The sequence below is a fragment of the Bradyrhizobium sp. 613_E4_N2_2 genome, from assembly GCF_052075995.1.
Lineage (GTDB): Bacteria > Pseudomonadota > Alphaproteobacteria > Rhizobiales > Xanthobacteraceae > Bradyrhizobium > Bradyrhizobium barranii.
The window spans coordinates 6,250,563-6,273,780 of the sequence record NZ_CP197234.1 but is presented as its reverse complement, the minus strand read 5'-3'; the positions used below and the strand labels follow the sequence as shown (position 1 = coordinate 6,273,780).

23 protein-coding genes are annotated in these 23,218 nt (G+C 65.5%); 21 read left to right on the top strand and 2 right to left on the bottom strand.

The window, feature by feature from the left end:
- Positions 1-48 precede the first annotated feature (48 nt).
- The gene (locus AB7290_RS29980) at positions 49-1,254 is read left to right on the top strand and encodes a sensor histidine kinase (protein ID WP_085399415.1); all 1,206 of its coding nucleotides are present in this window, start codon (positions 49-51) and stop codon (positions 1,252-1,254) included.
- A 29-nt stretch (positions 1,255-1,283) separates the two neighbouring features.
- Here AB7290_RS29980 and AB7290_RS29975 read toward each other — a convergent pair whose 3' ends face one another.
- A complete protein-coding gene (locus AB7290_RS29975) occupies positions 1,284-1,439 on the bottom strand; it encodes a hypothetical protein (RefSeq protein ID WP_085965373.1) in 156 nt (51 codons plus the stop codon).
- 172 nt (positions 1,440-1,611) lie between these two features.
- Between AB7290_RS29975 and AB7290_RS29970 the strand changes: the two genes are divergently transcribed.
- The 15 genes from AB7290_RS29970 (at position 1,612) to AB7290_RS29900 (ending at position 16,789) form a co-directional block, all read left to right on the top strand.
- Positions 1,612-2,187: a cytochrome c oxidase subunit 3 family protein gene (locus AB7290_RS29970; RefSeq protein ID WP_085399416.1), complete on the top strand. Its 576-nt coding sequence runs from the start codon at positions 1,612-1,614 to the stop codon at positions 2,185-2,187.
- 2 nt (positions 2,188-2,189) lie between these two features.
- Positions 2,190-2,450 (top strand): cytochrome C oxidase subunit IV family protein, encoded by a 261-nt coding sequence (locus tag AB7290_RS29965; RefSeq protein WP_085399417.1) that lies wholly within the window; start codon positions 2,190-2,192, stop codon positions 2,448-2,450.
- A 110-nt stretch (positions 2,451-2,560) separates the two neighbouring features.
- Complete coding sequence (locus AB7290_RS29960; protein ID WP_085399418.1) at positions 2,561-3,013, top strand: c-type cytochrome; 453 nt, start codon at positions 2,561-2,563, stop codon at positions 3,011-3,013.
- 67 nt (positions 3,014-3,080) lie between these two features.
- Positions 3,081-4,427: a cbb3-type cytochrome c oxidase subunit I gene (locus AB7290_RS29955; protein ID WP_085399419.1), complete on the top strand. Its 1,347-nt coding sequence runs from the start codon at positions 3,081-3,083 to the stop codon at positions 4,425-4,427.
- Between the two features lie 59 nt (positions 4,428-4,486).
- Positions 4,487-5,299 carry a CbbQ/NirQ/NorQ/GpvN family protein gene (locus tag AB7290_RS29950; protein ID WP_085399420.1) on the top strand — a complete coding sequence of 271 codons (813 nt, stop codon included), beginning with the start codon at positions 4,487-4,489 and terminating at the stop codon, positions 5,297-5,299.
- A 10-nt stretch (positions 5,300-5,309) separates the two neighbouring features.
- Complete coding sequence (locus AB7290_RS29945) at positions 5,310-7,229, top strand: nitric oxide reductase activation protein NorD (protein WP_085399421.1); 1,920 nt, start codon at positions 5,310-5,312, stop codon at positions 7,227-7,229.
- Positions 7,230-7,303: 74 nt separating this feature from the next.
- Entirely contained in the window at positions 7,304-7,966 is a 663-nt protein-coding gene (locus AB7290_RS29940) for an HAD family hydrolase (protein ID WP_085399422.1), read from the top strand.
- 6 nt (positions 7,967-7,972) lie between these two features.
- A complete protein-coding gene (locus tag AB7290_RS29935) occupies positions 7,973-8,923 on the top strand; it encodes a sugar-binding transcriptional regulator (RefSeq protein ID WP_085399423.1) in 951 nt (316 codons plus the stop codon).
- Positions 8,924-9,270: 347 nt separating this feature from the next.
- Complete coding sequence (locus AB7290_RS29930) at positions 9,271-10,524, top strand: ABC transporter substrate-binding protein (protein WP_441254555.1); 1,254 nt, start codon at positions 9,271-9,273, stop codon at positions 10,522-10,524.
- Between the two features lie 95 nt (positions 10,525-10,619).
- Complete coding sequence (locus AB7290_RS29925; RefSeq protein ID WP_085399441.1) at positions 10,620-11,492, top strand: carbohydrate ABC transporter permease; 873 nt, start codon at positions 10,620-10,622, stop codon at positions 11,490-11,492.
- 3 nt (positions 11,493-11,495) lie between these two features.
- Positions 11,496-12,326 carry a carbohydrate ABC transporter permease gene (locus AB7290_RS29920; protein ID WP_085399425.1) on the top strand — a complete coding sequence of 277 codons (831 nt, stop codon included), beginning with the start codon at positions 11,496-11,498 and terminating at the stop codon, positions 12,324-12,326.
- Between the two features lie 15 nt (positions 12,327-12,341).
- Entirely contained in the window at positions 12,342-13,349 is a 1,008-nt protein-coding gene (locus tag AB7290_RS29915; RefSeq protein WP_085399426.1) for an ABC transporter ATP-binding protein, read from the top strand.
- A 40-nt stretch (positions 13,350-13,389) separates the two neighbouring features.
- Positions 13,390-14,163 carry an SDR family NAD(P)-dependent oxidoreductase gene (locus tag AB7290_RS29910; RefSeq protein ID WP_085399427.1) on the top strand — a complete coding sequence of 258 codons (774 nt, stop codon included), beginning with the start codon at positions 13,390-13,392 and terminating at the stop codon, positions 14,161-14,163.
- A gap of 38 nt (positions 14,164-14,201) precedes the next feature.
- Complete coding sequence (locus AB7290_RS29905) at positions 14,202-15,848, top strand: FGGY-family carbohydrate kinase (RefSeq protein WP_085399428.1); 1,647 nt, start codon at positions 14,202-14,204, stop codon at positions 15,846-15,848.
- A gap of 5 nt (positions 15,849-15,853) precedes the next feature.
- Positions 15,854-16,789 (top strand): carbohydrate kinase family protein, encoded by a 936-nt coding sequence (locus tag AB7290_RS29900; RefSeq protein ID WP_085399429.1) that lies wholly within the window; start codon positions 15,854-15,856, stop codon positions 16,787-16,789.
- Between the two features lie 12 nt (positions 16,790-16,801).
- Here the strand turns inward: AB7290_RS29900 and AB7290_RS29895 are convergent, their stop codons facing one another.
- Entirely contained in the window at positions 16,802-17,689 is an 888-nt protein-coding gene (locus tag AB7290_RS29895) for a LysR family transcriptional regulator (RefSeq protein ID WP_063984460.1), read from the bottom strand.
- A 134-nt stretch (positions 17,690-17,823) separates the two neighbouring features.
- Between AB7290_RS29895 and AB7290_RS29890 the strand changes: the two genes are divergently transcribed.
- The 5 genes from AB7290_RS29890 to AB7290_RS29870 all read left to right on the top strand — a co-directional run bounded on the left by AB7290_RS29890 (position 17,824) and on the right by AB7290_RS29870 (position 23,187).
- On the top strand, positions 17,824-19,245 hold the full coding sequence (locus tag AB7290_RS29890; protein WP_085399430.1) for an amidase: 1,422 nt from the start codon (positions 17,824-17,826) through the stop codon (positions 19,243-19,245).
- 84 nt (positions 19,246-19,329) lie between these two features.
- Positions 19,330-20,280: an ABC transporter permease gene (locus tag AB7290_RS29885; protein WP_085399431.1), complete on the top strand. Its 951-nt coding sequence runs from the start codon at positions 19,330-19,332 to the stop codon at positions 20,278-20,280.
- Positions 20,277-21,170, top strand: coding sequence for an ABC transporter permease (locus tag AB7290_RS29880; protein ID WP_085399432.1), 894 nt, complete (start codon positions 20,277-20,279; stop codon positions 21,168-21,170). The genes AB7290_RS29885 and AB7290_RS29880 overlap by 4 nt, the downstream gene beginning before the upstream one ends.
- Before the next feature lie 2 nt (positions 21,171-21,172).
- Positions 21,173-22,186 carry an ABC transporter ATP-binding protein gene (locus tag AB7290_RS29875; protein WP_441254225.1) on the top strand — a complete coding sequence of 338 codons (1,014 nt, stop codon included), beginning with the start codon at positions 21,173-21,175 and terminating at the stop codon, positions 22,184-22,186.
- Positions 22,183-23,187, top strand: coding sequence for an ABC transporter ATP-binding protein (locus tag AB7290_RS29870; protein WP_085399434.1), 1,005 nt, complete (start codon positions 22,183-22,185; stop codon positions 23,185-23,187). The genes AB7290_RS29875 and AB7290_RS29870 overlap by 4 nt, the downstream gene beginning before the upstream one ends.
- Positions 23,188-23,218: the final 31 nt, after the last annotated feature.

The window sequence follows — 23,218 nt, the reverse complement described above, 5'->3', positions numbered from 1 at the left end:
GGAACCTGAGTGACGAGTACAGTGAGGTCATCGCCGGCTTCGGAAGTGATGCTGGTCTCGACTTTGCCGGCGTTGCAGCTGATCTACGACACCGCCCCGATCGGGTTGGCCTGTCTGTCGCCGGACTGCCGCTATTTGCTGATCAACCAGCGTCTGACCGAGATCTGCGGCATATCCATCGAAGGCCATCTTGGACATACGGTCAGGGACTGCGTGCCGGCCCTGGCGGGTTCCGTCGAGCAGATTGTGCGCTCGATCGTCGCGACGGGCGAGCCCGTGATCGGTATCGAGGTGGCGGGGCAACGGGCTGATCAGGTCGAGGAGCGTTCCTGGGTTACTTATTGGCACCCGCTGCGAATGCCGGACGGCGAGATTGTCGCGGTCAACGTGGCAGCGGAGGAGATCACCGAACGCAAGCGCGCCGAGCGGGAGATTCGCAGCGCCAGGGACGCCGCTGAGACCGCGCTTCGCCATCTGCGCGATATCCAGGACACCTTGATCGAGGCGGAAAAGCTGGCGGCGCTCGGGCGCATGGTTGCCGGTGTCGCGCACGAGATCAACACGCCGCTCGGCAGCAGTCTGACGGTGGCATCGACGCTCCAGCGCAAGGCGGAGCAGTTCGCGGCGGAGGTCGCGCGGGGTAATCTCAAGCGCTCGACACTGACAGGGTTTCTGGAACTGGTCAGCGATGCGTCGGCGCAGCTGGTCACGAATCTCGGTCGCGCCGCCGAGCGGGTGCAATCCTTCAAGCAGGTGGCGGCTGACCAGACCGAGTCACTTCGGCGCAGCTTCGACGCAGGCGAGCTGACCGGCCAGGTTCTGTCGCAGTTCGAGCGGCAGTTACGGGTGCGCGACATCGCGTTCAGCCTCCACTGCGAAACGAATCTCGCCATGGACAGCTATCCCGGGCCTTTCGGCCAAGTGCTCACCAACCTCGCAGTCAATGCGATGACGCACGCGTTCTCCGATGGTGAGACCGGGACGATCAACGTCTCGCTCCGTGCGGTCAATGATGACCACGTTGAGCTGCTGTTTGCTGATGACGGCTGCGGCATGGCTCCCGATGTGGAACGGCGGGCCTTCGACCCGTTCTTCACCACGCGCCGACACGACGGCGCCAGCGGACTCGGTCTGCATATCGTGCACAGCATCGTCGTCGACCGGCTGGGTGGGCAGCTCCGGCTCGAGAGCCTGCCCGGCGCGGGGACGCGGTTTCAGCTCATCCTGCCGAGAATAGCGCCCGACCGGCGATAGCTGATCGTCTCCTCATCGGTAGTGCCCGGCTACTGCGTCGTGAACAGCACCGTCGCGATCGCGACGGAGAGGCTCACCGCCGATACCGTCGCCACCGTCGACAGCACGCCCATGCGCCGGAGCGCGATGGCGAAGGCGATGATGATGGGTGTCGCGGTCATTAGCCCGATCTGTGCATCGCTCATGTCATTGCTCACCGCTCTTTGCGAACCCTGAGTCTGTTCGTACCGCGCTCCGGCGAGCGAGACGTTGCGTCGGCGCAAACATCTCCGCCGGTGGCCCCCCAGTTTGTCCTGCGACAAATTCCGAACTGGACGGTTGAGCTAGGTCTGGCCGGTGTCCTGATCCGGAAAGACGATGTCTGCGGCCGATTGCGAACAACAGGGAACCGGCTGGGGAATCTTGGAAGATCTCCCCGGCGATCCCATGATCTGGGTGCTGATCTTCAGCGAGCTCGTCGCCTTCGGCCTGTTCCTCGGCGCCTTCGTCGTTGCCCGGGCGATCTATCCCGTTGTGTTCGCGGCGGGGCAGGCGGCGCTCAACGCGAATCTCGCCGGCCTCAACACAATCGTGCTGGTGACCAGCGGCTGGGCCGCGGCGAGGGCGACCAGATCTGCGCGCGCCAATGAAAAGCAGGCCTCGCGCCGCTGGCTACTGATTGCCATGGCGCTCGGCGGCCTCTTCATCGCGATCAAGCTGACCGAATATGCCGAAGAGATCGGTCGCGGGATCGGCCTGGAGACCAGCCCGTTCTTCACGCTCTACTTCCTCCTGACCGGCTTCCATCTCCTGCATGTTGGCCTCGGCATCATCATCCTTGCCGTGGTCTGCCGCCGCGCCGAGATCTCGGGCGTCGAGACCGGCGCCGCCTTCTGGCACATGGTCGATCTGGTCTGGATCGTCATGTTCCCGATCCTCTATCTGGTGCGCTGATCATGCCCGGCCGTCTCGACATCACCTGGCTCGTGCTGATCGGCCTCGCGCTCGCGACGATCCTGCTTCCGCCACTGATGCCGCGTCCGCTGCTCGCCAATGCACTTCTCCTGGTCCTTGCCGCCATCAAGGGCCGCCGAATCGCGCTCGATTTCATGGACCTTCGGGCGGTGCCGGCGCTCTGGCGCGGCCTCGTCAGCGCATGGATCTTCATCGTCGTGCTGTTCGCCTGGCTCGCCTCCGCCGTCGTCGCATTGATCTGACGCCGCCAACGCAGCGCTCATTGCGCCCGAACAAAGACCCGTCGGCACCGATCGGCAAGATACAGCATCACTGCTCCTCATTACTGGACTCACAACGGAAAGGACTGGCAATGGCTGAACGCCTGACCAAGTCGGCGGCGCGAAACGTCTTCTACGGCGGCTCGGCTTTCTTCTTCGCCATCTTCATCGGGCTGACGGCGCACAGCCACTACTATATGGCGACGACCTCGACGGACGCGACGACGCTGACATCGTCGGTCGCGCGCGGCAAGCATGTCTGGGAGAAGAACTCCTGCATCAATTGCCACACCTTGCTGGGCGAGGGCGCGTATTTCGCCCCTGAAGTCGGCAATGTCTGGGATCGCTGGGGCGGCAATGAGGATCCGGCCGCGGCGCGCGAGACACTGAAGGCCTGGATGCAGTCACAGCCCTCGGGCGCGGAGGGCCGGCGCCAGATGCCGCAGTTCAATCTCACCGACCAGGAGCTCAACGATCTCGCCGACTTCCTGCAATGGACCAGCAAGATCAAGCGCCAGGAGTGGCCGCCGAACAAGGCCGGCTGACGCCTTCCTCTTTCAGGGCCTTGCCTCCTTCAAGGCCTTGCCTCTTTCAAGACAGAGAGAACCCGAAATGAAATATCAGACCCAGAAAGTCGCGATGCTGTATTTCTACGGCGCGCTGACCCTGTTCCTGGCGCAGGTCCTGTTCGGCCTCCTCGCCGGGACCATCTACGTTCTGCCCAACACGCTGTCGGTGCTGCTGCCGTTCAACATCGTCAGGATGATCCACACCAACGCGCTGATCGTGTGGTCGCTGATCGGCTTCATGGGCGCGACCTACTTCCTGTTACCGGAGGAAACCGAGACCGAGCTGTACAGCCCGCTGCTCGCAAAGATCCAGTTCTGGATGTTTTTTGGCGCGGCGGGGGTGGCCGTGGTCGGCTATCTCTTCCATTACCATGAGGGCCGCGAATTCCTCGAGCAGCCCTTCATAATCAAGGTCGGCATCGTGGTCGTCTGCCTGATGTTCCTGTTCAACGTGACGATGACGGCGCTGAAGGGGCGCAAGACCACGGTCACCAACATCCTGCTGTTCGGTTTGTGGGGCGTCGCGATCTTCTTCCTGTTCGCCTTCTACAATCCCGCCAATCTCGCGGTCGACAAGATGTACTGGTGGTATGTCGTTCATCTCTGGGTCGAGGGCGTCTGGGAGCTGATCATGGCGTCCGTGCTCGCCTATCTGATGATCAAGCTCAACGGCATCGACCGCGAGGTGGTCGAGAAGTGGCTCTACGTCATCATCGGCCTTGCGCTGTTCTCAGGGATTCTCGGCACCGGCCACCACTTCTACTGGATCGGCGCGCCCGGTTACTGGCAGTGGATCGGCTCGCTGTTCTCCACGCTCGAGGTCGCACCCTTCTTCACCATGGTGATCTTCACGGTGCAAATGACCTGGAAGGCCGGCCGCAAGCATCCGAACCGCGCCGCGCTGCTGTGGTCGGTCGGCTGCTCGGTGATGGCGTTCCTCGGCGCCGGCGTCTGGGGCTTCCTGCACACGTTGTCGTCGGTGAACTACTACACCCACGGCACGCAGGTCACCGCCGCACATGGCCATCTCGCCTTCTTCGGCGCCTATGTGATGCTGAACCTGTCGGTGATGGCTTATGCGATCCCGCAAATCAAGGGACGTGCGCCCTATAACCAGTGGCTCAGCATGACCAGCTTCTGGATCATGTGCACGGCGATGATGACCATGACCTTCGCGCTGACCTTTGCCGGCGTGATTCAGGTCCATCTCCAGCGCGTACTTGGCCAGAGTTACATGGACGTGCAGGACCAGCTTGCCTTCTTCTACTGGGTGCGGCTCGGCTCCGGCGTGTTCGTCGCGATCTCAGCATTGATGTTCGTCTGGGCGGTGCTGGTGCCCGGCCGCGAGAAGCAGGCGACTATCCCAGGCGCCCTGCAACCGGCCGAATAAACACAAGGCGGCCGCGCAAGTCGCGGCCGCCTTTCCCGAATGATTTCCGGAGAAAAACCATGACAGCAGCACTTCACGCCTTGTCGGCACCCGCGCTCGTGCTCCCGGCTTACGTTCCGAGCGGCAACGAATGCGCGCTGTTCGAGCACGCCTGGCGGCATCAGCTCCCGGTCTTGTTGAAGGGACCGACCGGCTGCGGCAAAACGCGCTTCGTCGCTCACATGGCGGCGCGGCTGGGATTGCCGCTTCATACCGTCGCCTGCCACGACGATCTCACCGCCGCCGATCTTACCGGCCGCTACCTGCTGAGGGGCGGCGACACCGTATGGACCGACGGTCCGCTGACACGGGCGGTGCGGGAAGGCGGCATCTGCTATCTCGACGAGGTCGTGGAGGCGCGCAAGGACGTCACGGTGGTGCTGCATCCGCTCACCGACGACCGCCGTATCCTGCCGCTGGAGCGGACCTGCGAGGAGCTGGTCGCGCCGAAGAGCTTCATGCTGGTGGTCTCCTACAATCCCGGTTACCAGACGCTGCTGAAGGCGTTGAAGCCGTCGACGCGTCAGCGCTTCGTTGCCATCGAGTTCGGCTTCCTGCCGCCGGAGCAGGAGATCGCGGTGGTGGCGGCCGAGAGCGGGCTCGCGCCCGACTATGTGCGGCCGCTGGTCCTGCTGGCCGGCCGGCTGCGCGCGCTGAAGGGGCACGACCTGGAGGAGGGCGTTTCGACCCGTCTCGTGGTCTATTGCGCCACCCTGATTGCGGCCGGAGCCTCAATTACGGATGCGGTGCTGGCCGGCATGATCGAACCGCTCACCGATGATGCAGACGTCAAGGCGGCGCTGCTCTACGTCGCACGCGCCGTGATCTCCTGAGGGTGATGCGATGCTCGATTTCCTCGAGCTTGAAGAAACCGTCGGCCGCGCCTGGCATCGCCTGGTCGGCGGCACCGCGAGCTATCCGGTCCATGCCGAACACGCGGTATCGCTCGCGGAGGTGCGCGGCCGGATCGCGATCATGTTCCGCGCGCTTGGCGGGGAGACGGGCGTGCAGATCGCGAGCGCGAGTGCCCGCCGGACTGGGCATCGGCTCGGATGGCGGCAGCGCATCGGGCTTGGCGACGAGCGGCTCGCGCAACCCGGGCGTGATGCCGCGACGATCTTCCTGCCCGACAACATCGCGATCTTCGCCGATCGCGGGCTGAATGCTGCGCTGTACCGGTGGCTGGCCGCGTGGTTTGCCTTTGCACCGGTCGAAGTGATCGCGGAGGCCGATCCGCTGCGGCGCGATCTGCTGACGCTGCGCCGGACCAGCGAAGTCGCGGTGCTTGTGCTGACGGAATGTCCCGGCCTTGCCGAGGACTACGCCCGGCTGGCCGCGGCCACGGCCATGGCGCGGCCGCACCGGCCATTGCCGCGCATCGAGCAGGACATGGAGCAGATCGTGCTTACTCTGCTCGGCGCCGATACGCCGCCGGTGGGAAAGCTGTGGCCGGCGATGATGGGGACGGGGCCACTGCCGGACAAGGCGCCGCCGGGTTACCGTTCGATCCTGCCATGCCCGCTCTGGGGCGATTGCTGGACGCGCGAGCTGTCGCCCGCACATGAAGGCGACGACGATTGGGCGTCGACCGCTGCGCCAGCGCCATCAGACGATCGCAAGCGTTTCGCCGTCCGCGAGCGCGAGGACGGTACCAATCGCCGCGATCCTTTCGTACTCAATCGCTTTGAAAAGATTCTCGCGATGGCCGAGATGATCAATGTCGACCGCCCGGCTGACGACAGTGAGGACGAGGACGCGCGGAAGGCAGCCGACGACCTCGAGGAGATCACGCTCAGCCGCCGTAGCGGCAAGCCGGCGAGCCGGCTCAAATTCGATCTCGACCTGCCGCCGGAAGCCCTCGATGTATCGCGATTGAACGCGGACCTGAGCTATCCCGAATGGGATTATCGCAGCGGCTCCTATCTGCCCGATCATTGCCGCGTGCTCGCGGGTGCGGCCTCCGAGCTGGGTGAGGGCTGGATGCCCGATGACGCCATGCGTCGGCACATCCGCCAGGTGCGCCGCCGCTTCGAGGTGTTGCGGCCGCGTCATGAATTGATGCGCGCCCAAGCCGATGGGCACGACCTCGACCTTGACGCGCTCGTGCGTGCGCGGTGCGATCTCCGCGCCGGAAGTGGCGGGGGCGGTCTCGATCGCGTCCATGGGGCGATGCGACCGCGAGGGGACGATCTTGCCGTCACGCTGCTTGTGGATGTCTCGCTCTCGACGGATGCCTGGGTCGATGGTTATCGGGTGCTCGACGTCGAGAAGGAGGCGCTGCTGGTGCTTGCGCACGGCCTGTCGGCCTGCGGCGATCACCACAGCATCCTCACCTTCACCTCGCGCCGGCGTTCCTGGGTGCGGCTCGAAACGGTCAAGGCCTTCGGCGAGCCGATGAGTGGCGCGATCGAGCGCCGGATCGGCGCGCTGAAGCCGGGCTATTACACACGGATCGGTGCCGCGGTACGTCACGCCTCGGCCGAGCTGGCGCGCCAGCCGCAGCGCAAGAAGCTACTGCTCGTCCTCACCGACGGCAAGCCGAATGACGTCGATCATTATGAGGGCCGCTTCGCGGTCGAGGACACCCGCAAATCCGTGCAGGAGGCGCGGCGGCTCGGCATCGCGGTCTTCGGCGTGACGGTCGATGCGACGGCGCAATCCTACGTCCCGACGCTGTTCGGCCGCAGCGGCTACGCCATCGTCGGCAACATCCGTCGACTGCCTGCGGCGTTGCCGGCGATCTATCGACAGGTCGCCCATTGACCCCGGAGAATCCGCATATGTCCTCCACCGGGTGAACTATTGCTCAAAGCATGGGTATATGATCGAATGGCCGGATGGACCGAAGCCGGCAAAGGCCCGATCTCGTCATCTTCGACTGCGACGGCGTGCTCGTCGACAGCGAACTCTTGAGCTGCCAGTGCTTGGTAGACGAGCTGTCCGGATTTGGGATTTCGCTGACACTCGCGCAGGCGCTCGAGCTGTTCCTCGGACGAAGCACGAGCGCGGTCACGCAACATTATCGCGAACTCGGCCAGGCGATGCCGGCCGATTTTCCCGTCCGGCTGAAGTCGCGCGTACTGACCGCCTTCGAGAAGGCGCTCCATCCGATTCCCGATGCGGATACCGTCCTGTCCGGACTGCGCGTGCCGAGTTGCGTGGCCTCGTCGAGTGATCTCGACCGCGTCGCGCTGTCGCTGAGGGTGACCGGTCTCGCGCCCCATTTCGGCGACCGGATCTACACGGCGCAGATGGTCACGCACGGCAAGCCCGCGCCGGATCTCTTTCTCCACGCGGCGGAGAAAATGGGCGCGCTCCCTGCGCGCGCACTGGTGATCGAGGACAGCGTCAGTGGCGTGCTGGCCGCGAAGGCTGCCGGCATGACCGTCTGGGGATTTGTCGGCGGCAGCCATTATCGCGGGCGCGACGGCCAGGTTATATTGTCCGGCGCCGGGGCCGATCGGGTCTTCGCGCACATGAGCGAATTCTGGGAGGCATAGGCCGCCATGGCCGTCGAGAACGAAAAGTCCAGGCTCGACGATGCCGCGCGTGCCGGCTGGCTCTATTTCATTGCCGGTCACACCCAGGACGAGATCGCAAAGATGCTCCAGGTCTCGCGGGCCTCCGCGCAGCGGCTGGTCTCGCTGTGCCTCGCCGAGCGTCTCATCACATTCCGTCTCGAACATCCCATCGCCGCCTGCATGGAACTGGCGGCACGCCTGAAGGCGCGCTTCGACCTCAGCCATTGCGAGGTGGTGCCGGCTGACCCTGCCGCGCCGCAGGCCACGGCGGGCATCGCCGAACGCTGCGCCAATCTGCTGGATTCGACGTTGCGGTCGGAAACGCCCGTCATCGTCGCGCTCGGCACGGGGCGGGCGGTGCGCGCCGCGGTCGAGCGCGTGACGCCGATCGACCGGCCCAACCACCAGATCGTCTCGCTGGTCGGTAACATCTCCGCGGACGGTTCGGCGAGCTTCTACGACACTGTCGGCCGGCTCGCCGACCGCACCGGTGCGCGGCACTATCCGATGCCGCTGCCGTTCCTGATGTCGTCGGAAGACGAGCGCAACAAGATGGTGCGGATCGAGCCGATCGCGAAGGTCAAGGCGGTCGCGGCCAAGGCGGACTTGCGCCTCGTCGGTATCGGCCAGATGGACCAGAGAGCGCAAATCCACATCGACGGCTTCGTCACCCGCGACGAACTGTTCGAGATGATGCGGCAGGGGGCGATCGGCGAAATCACCGGCTGGGCATATGATTCCAAGGGCCGCCTGCTCAAGGCCGGTACCAACAAGCGCCTCACCAGCATTCCGCCGGAGGTGCCGGCCAAGACCACGACGATCGGCGCCGCGGTCGGTGCGGCCAAGGTGCCGGCGATCTCGGCCGCGCTGAACGGGCACCTGATCAACGGCCTGATCACGGACGAGGCGACGGCAAGGGCGATTTTGGAGCGGTAGGGCGGGCGCTACAGCCACTTGCGCCAATGTCATCATCCGCGAATGCGGATGATCCAGTACGCCGCGGCCTATCCGGAGCAAAACCAACCCACGACACGGCGTACTGGATGCCCCGCTTTCGCGGGGCATGACAGCGAAGGCGGAGGAAAAGCTCCGGCCCTCCCGCACCGCAGCACTCATAAGTTGCGGGAACGCCCGCGCGCCTGCTTGACAAGCGATGTACCTCGGCCGAACATACGCCCAACGCGTGGGCATATGCTCAGAAGCGCGATCCTAGGGAGGTCACCGTGAAACACGTCCTCGGCGCCGTCTGCGGCGCGTCTTGCCTGTTGCTGGCCGTCCCTGTGATGGCCGAAACGACCCTGACCATCGCCACCGTCAACAATGGCGACATGATCCGAATGCAGGGGCTGACCAGCGAATTCACCAAGAAAAATCCAGACATCACCGTCAAATGGGTGACGCTGGAGGAGAACGTGCTGCGCCAGCGCGTCACCACGGATATCGCCACCAAGGGCGGCCAGTTCGACGTTTTGACCATCGGCACCTATGAGGTGCCGATCTGGGCCAAGAAGGGCTGGCTGGTGCCGCTCGCCAATCTCGGCGCCGATTACGACATCGCCGACCTGCTGCCGAAGATCAGGGACGCGGTCTCCGTCGACGGCAAGCTCTACGCCGCGCCGTTTTATGGCGAGAGCTCGATGGTGATGTATCGCACCGACCTGTTCGAGAAGGCCGGCCTGAAGATGCCGGAAAAGCCGACCTGGGATTTCGTTATCGACGCCGCCAAGAAGCTCACCGACAAGAGCGCCGGCACCTACGGCATCTGTCTCCGCGGCAAGGCCGGGTGGGGCGAGAACATGGCGTTCCTGTCGGCCATGGCCAATTCCTACGGCGCGCGCTGGTTCGACGAGAAGTGGGAGCCGCAGTTCAACACGCCGGAATGGAAGACGACGCTCACGACCTATGTCAATCTGATGAAGGAGGCCGGCCCTCCCGGCGCGAGCTCGAACGGCTTCAACGAGAATCTGGCGCTGTTCAACGCCGGCAAGTGCGCGATGTGGATCGACGCGACAGTGGCGGCGTCCTTCGTCACCAATCCGAAGGAGTCCAAGGTCGCCGACAAGGTCGGCTTTGCGCTGGCGCCGAACACTGGGCTCGGCAAGAACGCCAACTGGCTGTGGGCCTGGAGCCTCGCGATCCCCGCCGGCTCCAAGAAGACGGAAGCCGCCGAAAAGTTCATCGCCTGGGCCACCAGCAAGGATTACACCAAGCTCGTGGCGTCGAAAGACGGCTGGGCCAACGTGCCGCCGGGCACGCGCACCTCGCTCTACCAGAACGAGGACTATCTGAAAGTCGCGCCGTTCGCGAAGCTGACGCTGGCCTCGATTGATGCTGCCGACCCGAACAAGCCCACCGTGAAGCCGGTGCCTTACGTCGGCGTGCAATACGCGGCGATCCCCGAATTCCAGGGCATCGGCACGCAGGTGGGCCAGCAATTCTCCGCCGCGCTCGCGGGATCGATGACGGTCGATGCCGCGCTTGCCGCGGCGCAGTCCGCCACCGAGCGCGAGATGAAGCGCGCCGGCTACATCAAGTGAACCCGAGCTCTCCCTCCTGAGCTCAAACTGGCGGCCATCCACCAGCCAGCCCCGAATGGATGGCCGCCTTCTTCCTCCCAGCGGAGACGCCAAGGATGGCAACCCGGCAGACGCAGTTTCTTGCGCGCTCGCTCCTGACGCCTGCGGTCGGGCTGCTGTTCATCTGGATGATCGTTCCGCTGGCGCTGACGATCTATTTCTCGACCCTGCATTACAGCCTGCTCGATCCCGGCTCCGAGGCGTTCGTCGGGCTGGAGAATTTCCGCTACTTCCTCACCGATCCCGCCTTCCTCGCCTCGCTCCAGAACACGCTGGTGCTGGTCGGCTCGGTGCTGGCGCTGACGATCCTGCTCGGCATCCCCCTGGCGCTGCTGATGGATCAGCCCGTGATTGGCCGCAACATCGTGCGGCTGATGGTGATCGCGCCGTTCTTCGTGATGCCGACCGTGAGCGCGCTGGTCTGGAAGAACCTGTTGATGCACCCGGTCTCCGGCCTGTTCGCCTGGCTCGCCAAGCTGGTCGGATTGACACCGATCGACTGGTTCACCGACGCGCCGCTGTTCGCGGTGATCCTGATCGTCGCCTGGCAATGGCTGCCCTTCGCGACGCTCATTTTGCTGACCGCACTGCAATCGCTCGACGAGGAGCAGAAGGAGGCCGCCGAGATGGACGGCGCCAGCGCGGTCTCCGCCTTCATCTACATCACGCTGCCGCACCTGGCGCGTCCCATCACCGTGGTGATCCTGATCGAGACTATCTTCCTGCTCACGGTGTTCGCGGAGATCTTCGTCACCACCGGTGGCGGACCGGGCCTGCAAACCACCAACATCGCCTTCCTGATCTATTCGCAGGCGCTGATCCAGTTCGACGTCGGCAGCGCCTCCGCAGGCGGCCTCGTTGCGGTCGTGATCGCCAATGTTGTCGCTTTCTTCCTCGTCCGCATCGTCGGCCGCAATCTGGAGGCTTGAAACATGGCGCGGATGGCGACGACGCAGCGGGTGGTGGTCTCGACGATCGGAGCGTGGTTCTTCGGCTTCCTGATCTTCTTCCCGATCCTCTGGATGGTGCTGGCGAGCTTCAAGACCGAGTTAGAGGCCTTCGCCATTCCACCGTCCTTCCTGTTCTTCCACTGGACCACGGAAAACTACGCGACCGTGCAGGAGCGCAGCGATTATTTCCACCACGCGATGAACTCGATCATCATCGCCGGCGGCTCGACCTTGATCGCGCTGCTGATCGCAATCCCCGCGGCCTGGTCGATGGCGTTCGCACCGACCAAGCGCACCAAGGACATCCTGCTCTGGATGCTCTCGACCAAGATGATGCCGCCGGTCGGTGTGCTGGTGCCGATCTATCTCATCTTCAAGACCTTCGGCCTGCTCGATTCCCGCATCGGCCTCGTCTTCATCCTGTGCCTCGGAAATTTGCCGATCGTGATCTGGATGCTCTTCACCTATTTCAAGGAGATCCCGCGCGACATCCTCGAAGCCGCGCGCATGGACGGCGCCACCATCGGCCGCGAGCTCATCTACGTCTTGACGCCAATGGCGATCCCGGGGCTGGCGTCGACCATGCTGCTCAATCTGATCCTGGCCTGGAACGAGGCGTTCTGGACGCTCAACCTGACGACCTCGAACGCCGCGCCGCTCACCACGTTCATCGCCTCCTATTCGAGCCCGGAAGGGCTGTTCTGGGCAAAGCTGTCGGCGGCCTCGACGCTGGCGATCGCGCCCATTCTCGTCCTCGGTTGGTTCAGCCAGAAGCAGCTCGTGCGCGGGCTCACCTTCGGCGCGGTGAAGTAAAGGGGCTGGCGGATCATGGGTCAGATCACACTTCAGGACGTACAGAAATCCTTCGGCCCCGTTCACATCATCAAGGGCGCCGATCTCGAGATCGCGGACGGCTCCTTCGTGGTGTTCGTGGGACCGTCCGGCTGCGGCAAGACCACGCTGCTGCGCCTGATCGCCGGGCTCGAGGACGTGTCTGGCGGCAAGATCCTGATCGACGGCAAGAACGTCGTCGACACGCCGCCCGCCAAGCGCGGGCTGTCGATGGTGTTCCAGTCCTACGCGCTCTATCCGCACATGAGCGTGCGCGGCAATATCGGCTTCGGCCTGAAGATGGCTGGGCTTTCCAAGGACGAGACCAACCGCAAGGTCGAGGCGGCGGCCGCGACACTGAACCTCACGCCCTATCTCGATCGCAAGCCGCGCGAGCTCTCCGGCGGCCAGCGCCAGCGCGTCGCGATCGGACGGGCCATCGTTCGCGAGCCCAAGGCGTTCCTGTTCGACGAGCCGCTGTCCAACTTGGACGCGGCCTTGCGCGTGCAGATGCGGATAGAAGTCACACGGCTCCAGAAGCAGCTTGGTACCACCGCGATCTACGTCACCCACGATCAGGTCGAGGCCATGACCATGGCCGACAAGATCGTCGTGCTCAATGGTGGCAAGATCGAGCAATATGGCTCGCCGCTGGAGCTCTATGAGCGGCCCGCCAATCTCTTCGTCGCCGGCTTCATCGGCTCGCCGAAGATGAACTTCGTCACTGGCGAGCACGCCTTGCAGAAGGGGGCGGCGACGATCGGCGTGCGGCCGGAGCATCTCAAGATCGAGCGCGATGGTGCCGGCGGCTGGCAGGGAACGATCGCGGTCGCCGAGCATCTAGGCAGCGACACCTTCCTTTATGTCGATGCCGGACCGCTCGGCATGCTGACGGCGCGCTACATCGGTGAATTGAGCCTGCATGCCGGCGACCACGTGTCGCTGGTGCCGGATCCCGCGCGCATCCATCGCTTCGACGAGAGCGGCAACGCGCTTCGGGGCTGACAAGAAACGGCAAGAGACGGCAAGAAACGGAAAGACCACCATGTACCTCGAAAAATTCAAGCTGAGCGGCAAGACCGCGTTCATCACCGGCGGCGGGCAAGGCATTGGCCTTGCCTGCGCGGAAGCGCTGGCCGAGGCCGGCGCGAAGGTCATCATCGGCGATCGCGACAGCAAGGTTGCTGACAGCGCGAAGGCAACCCTGAAGGCGAAGGGTTTTGACGTCGAGACGGCGATCATGGATGTCACCGACACGAAGCGCGTGGCGGAGGTCGCGGCCGACCTCGTCGCCCGCCACGGCAAGGTCGACATCCTCGTCAACAATGCCGGCATCGCCCGCAGCGAGACGCCGGCCGAGACCGTCACCGACGAGCACTGGCTCAACGTCATCGACGTCAATCTCAACGGCACCTTCTGGTGCTGCCGCGAATTCGGCAAGCACATGCTGAAGGCCAAGAGCGGCGCCATCGTCAATGTCGGCTCGATGTCGGGCTTCATCGTCAACAAGCCGCAGGAGCAGTGCTTCTACAACGCCTCCAAGGCCGGCGTGCACCATTTGACCAAGTCGCTGGCCGCCGAATGGGGCGCGCGCGGCGTCCGCGTCAACGCGGTGGCGCCGACCTATATCGACACGCCGCTCAATGCTTTCGTGAAAAGCACCCCGAAAATGTATGACGCCTGGATCGGCGGAACCCCGATGGCGCGGATGGGGCAGGTCGAGGAGATCGCCTCCGTCGTGCTGTTCCTGGCCTCGGAGGCCGCGAGCCTGATGACCGGCAGCATCGTGCTGGTGGATGGCGGCTACACTTGCTGGTAGGCTTGCGTCAAAACTGACGAGAGCGACCGGGAGCGACAATGCCGCGAGCGTATATCGGCGTCGACGTGGGGACCACGAGCACGCGGGCAGGGGTGTTTGACGAGGCGGGCACCCTCCTTGCCACCGCCAAGCATCCGATCCGGATCTGGCACGAGGCCGGCGACATCGTCGAGCAATCGTCGTCCGACATCTGGGAGGCCTGCGCCAAGTCGGTGCGAGCGGCGATGGAGGAAGCTGCCATCGCGCCCGACAGCGTCGGCGGCATCGGTTTCGACGCCACCTGTTCGCTGGTCGTCCTCGATCGGCAAGGCGAGCCGGTCACCGTCAGTGCCTCCGGCGACCGCCAGCGCAATGTCATCGTCTGGATGGATCATCGCGCTACGGCCGAGGCACGGCTGATCAACGAGACCGGGGACGCGGTGCTGCGCTATGTCGGCGGTTCGATCTCGCCCGAGATGGAGATGCCGAAGTTGCTGTGGCTGAAGCGGCACATGCGCGCGAGCTTCGATGCCGCCGGTCATTTCTTCGATCTGGCAGATTATCTGACCTGGCGCGCGACCGGGTCGCTGCAGCGCTCGACCTGCACGGTCACCTGCAAGTGGAACTACCTCGCACACGACGGCGGCGGCTGGAGCGCGCCGTTCTTCAAGCGCATCGGCCTCTCCGATTTCGTCAGCGAGAAATACGCCCGCATCGGCACCGAGATCGTCGCGCCCGGCACGCGGCTCGGCGAAGGCCTCACCCGAGCTGCGGCTGCGGAGCTCGGCCTGTCGCCGGGCACGCCGGTCGGCGCCTCGCTGATCGATGCCCATGCCGGCGGCATCGGCGCGATCGGCGGACGCGACGGATCGGGCGGAACGAGCGATGTCAGCGACCGTCTCGCCTACATCATGGGGACGTCGGCCTGCATCATGGCGACGACGAAGGAGCCGTGCTTCGTGCCCGGCGTATGGGGCCCTTATTATTCCGGCATGGTGCCGGACTTCTGGCTCAACGAGGGCGGCCAGTCGGCTGCGGGTGCGGCGATCGACCATCTCCTCAAGTCGCATCCCGGCCATGCCGAGGCGGGCGCGGCGGCGCGCAACGAGGGTGTCGACCTCATCGAGTACCTCGAGCGGCGCATCATCGCGCGCGCCGGTGACGCCAGCCGCGCCGCGCTGCTCGCCCGCGACGTCCATGTGCTTCCCGAATTCATCGGCAACCGCTCTCCCTACGCCGACCCCGACACCCGCGCGGTGATCGCGGGCCTCGATCTCGACAGCGACGTTGGTGCGATGGAGCGGCTGTTCGTCGCCGGCCTCTGCGGTCTGGCTTATGGCCTCGCCGAGGTGATCGAGGCCTTTGCCGCGCATGGCGTCCATTCCAGCATCATGATCATGGGCGGCGGCGCGAGCCGCAGTCCGCTGGTGCGGCAGATCATGGCGGATACCACCGGGCTCACCGTCGCGCTGCCGCAAACGAAAGAACCCGTGCTGCTGGGCGCCGCGATGCTCGGCGCGGTGGCCGGCGGTGCCTATGCCTCGATCGGCGAGACCATGGCGAAGATGTCGGCGCTGGGACGGAAGAGCGAACCGACCGCGCTCGGCATGGCCGCGTTTCATGCCCGCAAGCGCGAGGTCTACAAGCTGCTGCGCGAGGTCGATCGCAGCAGCCGTGAAGCGATGCGCGAGGGTGCCGGAGGTTGAAACGGATGTTGATTGCCTGCGGCGATGCGCTGATCGATTTCGTCCCGACGCGAAACACCGAGGGGCGAGAGGCGGTGATGCCTGCGGTCGGCGGCTCCTGCCTCAACGTCGCGATCGGCATGGCGCGGCTGGGCGCGCCGACAGGATTTGTCGGCGGCGTCTCGACCGATATGTTCGGGCGCATGATCGTCGACCACGCCACCGCGTCGAACGTCGAGCTGGGGCTTGCCACCCGCAGCGACCGCCAGACGACGCTCGCCTTCGTGCGCATCGTCGCGGGCGAGTCGCACTACGCCTTCTACGATGCCGAAACCGCGACACGGAACTGGACCTACCGGCGCGGCGCGATTCCGTTCGCGAATATCGAGGCCGTTCATGTCGGCTCGACCACGCTGGTGAACGACCAGGGCGCCGCCGAGACGAAAGCCCTGATCGCGGACGCGCGCGCGTCGTCGACGATCTCCTTCGATCCGAACTGCCGCCCCAATCTGGTCAAGAACAAGCCGGCCTATCTCGCGCGCATGGCCGAGTTCGCAGGCCAAGCCGATCTCATCAAGATGTCGGATGTCGATTTCGCGTATCTCTTCGGCGAGGAGCAATATCAGCAACGCGCGAACGCGTTGCTGGGGCAGGGCACGAGCCTCGTCGTCATCACCCGCGGCAACAACGGGGCCATTGCCTGGCACGCGAGCGCAGGGCAGGTCGAAGTTCAGGCGCCGAAGGTCGAGATCGCCGACACCATCGGCGCCGGCGACAGTTTTCAGGCTGCGCTCCTGTTCGCCCTGCACAAGCAGGGCCGCATCAGCCGGCAGCAGCTGAAAGACATCGGCGCGGACGAGCTTCGCCGCGCGCTGTCCTTTGCCGCCAATTGCGCCGGCCTGACCTGTACCCGCCCGGGCGCCGATCCGCCGTGGAGCCATGAAGTCACCTGGAATGTCTAGCCCGGGTCCGCATCACAGCCGTGCCACGACCTTCTCGGCGCATTTGAGGAAGGTGCGGATCAGCGGGCTCTGCGAATCCCGCCGCCAGCACACGGCGATATCGATGGAGTCGGCGGCATCCCGCAGCGGCCTGAACACGATGCCCTGCGGCGCGCCAAGCTTCGCGCAGGCCGGCAGGATCGCAAGCCCCTCGCCGGCGAGAACGAGGCTCATCGCCGAATGCACCGTCTCCACCCGGCTCGCGATCGGCATCACGATCTGATGCCGCCGCAGCAAGGCTGCGACCGCGGAGGAGGCGGGGTCTTGCTCCGGCGGCGGCAGCGCGATCAGCGGGCGGCCCTGGAGTCGAGCCATCGGCACCGCGCTCAGGCGCGCAAGCGGCGAGCGCTTCGGCATCGCCAGCATGAACGGTTGTGCGCCAATCCGCGCCACCTGGATCTCGGGATGGTGGATCGCCGGCATGCACAGCGCGACGGTGACGCTGCGGTCGAGCAGCCGCGCCTCGCGCGTCGAGGCGCTGAGCTCGGCGAAGTCGAGGTCGACGCCGGGAATGGATCGCCGCAGCTCGGGGATCAGGCGCGGCAGCATGGCGTTCGCCAGCACGAACATGTATCCGACCGAAATCCGCCCGCGGCTGCCGGCCGCGACCGCCCGCGCGGCTTCGACCCCGTCGGCCGCAAGCGCCAGCGCCTCGCCGGCGCGCACCAGCAGGGCCTGGCCGGCTTCCGTCAGGTCCATGCCGCGCGTGCCGCGGCGGAACAGCGGCGCGCCAACCTCGGCCTCTAACTTGCGGATCTGGACCGACAGCGGCGGCTGCGCCATCCGCAGCCGTTCGGCGGCCTTGCCGACGCTGCGCGCCTCGGCCACGGCGACGAAGTAGCGAAGCCGGTGAAGATCCATTGGCATACCGAAAACGTATGGGTTGACCACCAAAATGGTATTGGACGCTGAGTTAACAGAAGTGTCATTCTCGCTGTCAATGCCTTGTCAATGCTTGGGCCAACGAGGGCCGGCTTCGGAGCGATGATTTGACGATGAACGGCGATCCCTGCCTGCTGTCCGCAACCGAGTTGCGCGGCCTCATTTCCACGAAGAAGATTTCGCCTGTCGAAGTCACCCGCGCCGTGCTCGCGCGCGCCGAGGCGCTTCAGCCCGAGCTGAACTGTTTCATCACGCTCTGCGGCGACGAGGCGATGGCGCAGGCGCGTGCGGCTGAGCGCAAGGCGATGGCCGGCGAGCCGCTCGGCCTGCTGCATGGGCTTCCGGTCACCGTCAAGGACATCGTCAACACCAAGGGTGTGAGGACCACCTTTGGCGCCGTTCCCTACAAGGACAATGTGCCCACCGAGGACGCCGTCGCAGTCGCAAAGCTGCGCGCGGAAGGCGCGATTCTGATCGGCAAAACGACCACGCCGGAATTCGGCAGCAAATGCCTGACCGACTCGCCGCTGTTCGGCCGCACCCGCAACGCGTGGAGCGCTGAGCGCTCCTCCGGCGGCTCCAGCGGCGGCGCTGCGGTGGCGGTGGCGAGCGGCATCGCGCCCCTTGCGATTGCGACCGATGGCGGCGGATCGACGCGAATTCCCGCAGCCTGCAATGGCGTGGTCGGGCTGAAGCAGAGCAACGGCGTGATCGCGCACAGCCAGGCGCTCGACGCCTTCGGCAACCAGACCTATGTCACGCCGACCACGCGCACGGTCGCCGACACCGCGCTGATGATGCAGGCGATGGCCGGTGAGGATTCCTGCGATCCCTGGTCGATCGGCGTGCCCGTGCCCGATTTCATCGGCACCGCCGCGCCGCGCGGCGATCTGCGCGGGCAAAGGATCCTGTTCTGTGCGTCGCCGCCCGGCCGCCCGGTGTCGTCAGATGTCGCGGCCAGCTTCAAGGCGAGCCTCGACCGGCTGGCCGGTCTCGGTGCCGAGCTCGAGGAGTTCTCCGGCGAGGGGTTTGACATCGAGCCGATCTGGCGCGCCATCAACCACACCGTCTGGCGCACGCGTTTCGCCAAGCTGGTGGCCGAGCACGGCGCCGTCCTCAGCGAAGCCTTCGTCAAGCAGGTCGCGCTCGCGACCAATGTCAGCGGCATCGCCTATCAGGAGGCGATGTTCGCGCGCACCGCGCTGTTCCGCCGTGTGCAATCCCTGCTTGCGCGCGGGCATCTTTTGGCGATGCCGACCCTTACCCGCACCGCGCTGCCGATCGACCAGGACCTGTTCGGCACCATCGAGATCGACGGCAAGCACTTCGACAGCGTCCGGCCGCACTGGTTCCCCTGGACCATGCCGTTCAACATGACCGGACACCCCGCGATCAGTCTTCCCAGCGGCTTCGGCGGCGACGGCCTGCCGATCGGGCTCCAACTCGTCGGGCGCTTCCGTGCCGATGCCGAATTGCTGCGGGTGAGCGCGCTGTTCGAGGCCTCGCACGATCTTCTGTCCCGCCGGCCCGGCTGAGGTGAGGTACATGCCGCAAAGGACTTGCCTCCGGCGCCCGGACATGTTGATCGTGCGGCGGATGAGCCCTGAAGCCGAGCGCGCATGAGCGTATTCTTTCTTCGACGTCTGTTTACCTTGCTGGCGACGCTGGTCGGCGCATCCGTGATCATTTTCCTGGTGCTGGACGCTCTTCCGGGCAACGCGGCGCAGATGCTGATGGGCGCCGATGCCTCGGCCGACGCGGTGCGTGCGCTCACCGTCAAGCTCGGGCTCGACCAGCCGCTGGCGGTTCGCTATCTGCAATGGATCAAGGGCCTCCTCGTCGGCGATCTCGGCAACAGCTATGTCTATGGCACGCCGGTCGCGAGCCTGATCGCGGAGCGGCTGGTGCTGACCGTTCCGCTCGCGATCATGTCGATGCTGATCACGGTGACGCTGGCGCTCTCGGCCGGCATCTACACCGCGGCCAACCACAACAAGCTCGGCGACGTCGGCGTAATGTCGTTGACGCAAGTGGGCATCGCGCTGCCGAATTTCTGGTTCGCGATCCTGCTGGTCCTGCTGTTCTCGGTGCGGCTGCAATGGCTCTCGGCGGGCGGCTTTCCCGGCTGGGAGGATGGCATCTGGCTCGGCATCAAGTCGCTGCTGCTGCCGGCGATCTCGCTCGCCGTGGTGCAGGCCGCGATCCTCGCGCGCGTCACGCGCTCGGCCGTGCTCGAAGTGCTGCGCGAAGATTTCGTCCGCACGGCGCGCGCGAAGGGTCTCGGCAAGCGCGAGGTGCTGTGGAGCCACGTGCTGCGCAACGCCATGATCCCCGTGATGACGGTGATGGGGCTGCAATTCGCCAATCTGCTCGCCGGCACCATCGTGATCGAGAACGTGTTCTACCTGCCGGGCCTCGGCCGCCTGATCTTCCAGTCGATCGCCAACCGCGACCTGATCGTGGTGCGTAATTGCGTGATGCTGCTTGCGGCCATGGTCGTCATCGTGAATTTCGTGGTCGATGTGCTCTACGCCTTCATCGATCCCCGCATCAAGGTCCACGATTTGTGAGCGCGCCCCTGGCCACTTCGGTTGACGCCCCGGTCGCAACGCGTCCGCTGCCGGCCCGCACCTTCTGGACCCGCGCGCTGCGTCACCGCAGCTTTGTGCTCGGCGGAGCGCTGAGCCTGCTGGTGCTCGCCTCGGCGCTGCTGTCGCTGGTGTGGACGCCGTGGTCGCCCTATGAGATCGACATCGCCTCGAAGCTCCGGCCGCCGTCGGCGGCGCACTGGCTCGGCACCGATTCCTTCGGCCGCGACATCGTCTCGCTGCTGCTCGCAGGCGCGCGCTCGACCATTCTGGTCGGCATCATCGCCGTGAGCATCGGTCTCACCTTCGGCGTCTGCCTCGGCCTGGTCGCGTCGGCCAAGCGCGGCTGGACCGAAGAGATCATCATGCGCTTCTCCGATTTCACCTTCGCCTTTCCGGCGGTGCTCTCCGCAATCATGCTAGCCGCGGTCGTCGGGCCGGGCATGGTGACCTCGATCATCGCGATCGGCATCTTCCAGATCCCGACGCTGACCCGGCTGACGCGCGGCTCGGCCAACGCGATCTGGGCGCGCGAATTCGTGTTGGCCGCGCGCGCGTCGGGCAAGGGCAAATTCCGCATCACCATCGAGCATGTGCTGCCCAACATCCTGTCGATCCTGATCGTGCAGGTCACGATCCAGTTCGCGCTCGCCATCCTTGCCGAAGCCGCGCTGTCCTATCTCGGTCTCGGCACGCAGCCGCCGCAGCCGTCCTGGGGACGGATGCTGAACGACGCACAGACGCTGCTGTTCCAGTCGCCGATGCTTGCGGTCTATCCGGGCGCGGCGATCGCCATCGCGGTGCTCGGGCTCAATCTGCTCGGCGACGGACTGCGCGATCTGCTCGATCCGCGACTGGCGCGGGAGCGATGACGATGGGGGAGCGCTCAACCCTGCCGCTGATCGAGGTCGCCAATCTCGGCGTTCGCCTCAACACCAGCCGCGGACCCGCGCAGGCCGTGCGCGGCGTCAGCTTCACCCTCAAGCGCGGCGAGACGCTGGGTCTCGTCGGCGAATCCGGCTGCGGCAAGTCGGTGACGGCGCTGTCGCTGATGGGCCTCTTGCCAGACAGTGCTGTCGTGACCGGCAGCATGAGGCTTGACGGCAGCGAGCTCGCCGGTCTGTCGGATGCGGATTATTGCAAGCTGCGCGGCAACCGTATCAGCATGATCTTCCAGGAGCCGATGACCGCGCTCAACCCGATGCACACGATCGGCCATCAGGTTGCCGAGCCGCTGCGGCGTCACAAGAAATATTCGGCGGCGCAGGCGCGGCGTGAAGCGATCGCCTTGCTCGACCGCGTCGGATTGCCCGACCCCGCAAGGCGGATCGACGCCTATCCGCACCAGTTCTCCGGCGGTCAGCGCCAGCGCGTCACCATCGCCATGGCGCTGGCCTGTGAGCCCGACCTCCTGATCGCGGATGAGCCGACCACGGCGCTCGACGTCACTATCCAGGGCCAGATCCTCGACCTCATCGCCGATCTCGTCGAGGAGCGCGGCATGTCGATGATCCTGATCTCGCACGATCTCGGCGTTATCGCCGAGAACGTGCAACGCATGATGGTGATGTATGGCGGCACGGTCGTCGAGAGCGGGCCGACCGACGAGGTGTTCCGCCGGATGGGCCATCCCTACACGCAGGGCCTGTTCCGCGCCCGGCCGAAGCTCGGCGCGCGCAAGGGGACGCGGCTGACGACGATCTCGGGGACGGTGCCCGAACTTGCGGAATTGCCTGCCGGCTGCACGTTCGGCGACCGCTGTCCGCTGGTCGAGGACAAGTGCCGCGTGGCGCTGCCGCCGATGATCGAAGTCGGTCCCGGTCACGGCGTGCGCTGTGTGCGCACCGATCTCTCCATGGCCGCGAATGTCGGAGCGCTGCCCGCATGACCGCAGCGCCGCTTCTCGACGTCAAGAATCTTGAGCAGCGTTACACGCTGCCGCGCGAAAGCCTGTTCCGCCCGCCGGGCCAGGTGCGCGCGCTCAACGGCGTCAGCGTGCGGGTCGATGCCAGCAAGAGCCTCGGCGTCGTCGGCGAGTCTGGTTCGGGCAAGTCGACCTTCGCGCGGGTGGTGATGGCGCTGGAGCGGCCGATGTCGGGGCAGGTCGCGCTGCTCGGGCGCGATCTCAACCGCATCTCGCCCGACGAGCTGCGCCGCGCGCGCCGCGATTTCCAGATGGTGTTCCAGGATCCTTACGGATCGCTCGATCCGCGCCAGACCATCGCGCGCATCGTCGCCGAGCCGCTCACCGTGCTGGAAGATGCCGACCGCACCACTTTTCGCGCCCGCGTCTCTGCGGTGCTGCGGCAGGTCGGCCTGCGCGATGCCGACATGGACAAATATCCGCACGAATTTTCCGGCGGACAGCGCCAGCGCATCGCGATCGCGCGCGCGCTGATCACCCAGCCGAAGCTCATCGTCGCCGACGAGCCGGTTTCCGCGCTCGACGTCTCCGTGCAGGCGCAGGTGCTCAATTTGATGCAGGACCTCCAGGAGCAGTTCGGCCTGAGCTACATCCTGATCAGCCACGACCTCGCCGTGGTCGACTATCTCTGCGACGAGGTCGCGGTGATGTATCTCGGCCGGATCGTCGAGCAGGGCAGGCCGGAGGACCTGTTCGAGCGCTGTGCCCATCCCTATACGCGGGCGCTATTGGATGCCGTGCCGCGGGCGCGCGCCGGCGGCGGCCGACGGCGGCGCGGGGCCCAGGCGATCGCCTCGCAATCGGTGACTGCTGCCGGATGCCCCTATGTCGCGCGCTGTCCGCTCGCCGACCAGCATTGCCGCGAGGTTCCGCCCTTGCTACGCAAGGTCGGCGAAGCCCATCTCGCCGCCTGCCACAAGGCGGAGGCCGTGATGGCATTGCCGCACGCGGTCATGGAAGGTTAGTGTCCCCCATGGAATTGGCGTAGGCTGAGAC

Excerpts from the sequence above, each read along its gene's own strand:
- AB7290_RS29900 (WP_085399429.1), top strand. The coding sequence starts at position 15,854 with ATGTTGATTGCCTGCGGCGATGCGCTGATCGATTTCGTCCCGACGCGA.
- AB7290_RS29910 (WP_085399427.1), top strand. The coding sequence starts at position 13,390 with ATGTACCTCGAAAAATTCAAGCTGAGCGGCAAGACCGCGTTCATCACC.
- AB7290_RS29920 (WP_085399425.1), top strand. The coding sequence starts at position 11,496 with ATGGCGCGGATGGCGACGACGCAGCGGGTGGTGGTCTCGACGATCGGA.
- AB7290_RS29870 (WP_085399434.1), top strand. The coding sequence starts at position 22,183 with ATGACCGCAGCGCCGCTTCTCGACGTCAAGAATCTTGAGCAGCGTTAC.
- AB7290_RS29950 (WP_085399420.1), top strand. The coding sequence starts at position 4,487 with ATGACAGCAGCACTTCACGCCTTGTCGGCACCCGCGCTCGTGCTCCCG.
- AB7290_RS29885 (WP_085399431.1), top strand. The coding sequence starts at position 19,330 with ATGAGCGTATTCTTTCTTCGACGTCTGTTTACCTTGCTGGCGACGCTG.
- AB7290_RS29965 (WP_085399417.1), top strand. The coding sequence starts at position 2,190 with ATGCCCGGCCGTCTCGACATCACCTGGCTCGTGCTGATCGGCCTCGCG.
- AB7290_RS29970 (WP_085399416.1), top strand. The coding sequence starts at position 1,612 with ATGTCTGCGGCCGATTGCGAACAACAGGGAACCGGCTGGGGAATCTTG.
- AB7290_RS29945 (WP_085399421.1), top strand. The coding sequence starts at position 5,310 with ATGCTCGATTTCCTCGAGCTTGAAGAAACCGTCGGCCGCGCCTGGCAT.
- AB7290_RS29960 (WP_085399418.1), top strand. The coding sequence starts at position 2,561 with ATGGCTGAACGCCTGACCAAGTCGGCGGCGCGAAACGTCTTCTACGGC.
- AB7290_RS29925 (WP_085399441.1), top strand. The coding sequence starts at position 10,620 with ATGGCAACCCGGCAGACGCAGTTTCTTGCGCGCTCGCTCCTGACGCCT.
- AB7290_RS29975 (WP_085965373.1), bottom strand. The coding sequence starts at position 1,439 with ATGAGCGATGCACAGATCGGGCTAATGACCGCGACACCCATCATCATC.
- AB7290_RS29915 (WP_085399426.1), top strand. The coding sequence starts at position 12,342 with ATGGGTCAGATCACACTTCAGGACGTACAGAAATCCTTCGGCCCCGTT.
- AB7290_RS29980 (WP_085399415.1), top strand. The coding sequence starts at position 49 with ATGCTGGTCTCGACTTTGCCGGCGTTGCAGCTGATCTACGACACCGCC.
- AB7290_RS29905 (WP_085399428.1), top strand. The coding sequence starts at position 14,202 with ATGCCGCGAGCGTATATCGGCGTCGACGTGGGGACCACGAGCACGCGG.
- AB7290_RS29930 (WP_441254555.1), top strand. The coding sequence starts at position 9,271 with ATGGCCGAAACGACCCTGACCATCGCCACCGTCAACAATGGCGACATG.
- AB7290_RS29875 (WP_441254225.1), top strand. The coding sequence starts at position 21,173 with ATGGGGGAGCGCTCAACCCTGCCGCTGATCGAGGTCGCCAATCTCGGC.
- AB7290_RS29890 (WP_085399430.1), top strand. The coding sequence starts at position 17,824 with ATGAACGGCGATCCCTGCCTGCTGTCCGCAACCGAGTTGCGCGGCCTC.
- AB7290_RS29940 (WP_085399422.1), top strand. The coding sequence starts at position 7,304 with ATGGACCGAAGCCGGCAAAGGCCCGATCTCGTCATCTTCGACTGCGAC.
- AB7290_RS29955 (WP_085399419.1), top strand. The coding sequence starts at position 3,081 with ATGAAATATCAGACCCAGAAAGTCGCGATGCTGTATTTCTACGGCGCG.
- AB7290_RS29895 (WP_063984460.1), bottom strand. The coding sequence starts at position 17,689 with ATGGATCTTCACCGGCTTCGCTACTTCGTCGCCGTGGCCGAGGCGCGC.
- AB7290_RS29935 (WP_085399423.1), top strand. The coding sequence starts at position 7,973 with ATGGCCGTCGAGAACGAAAAGTCCAGGCTCGACGATGCCGCGCGTGCC.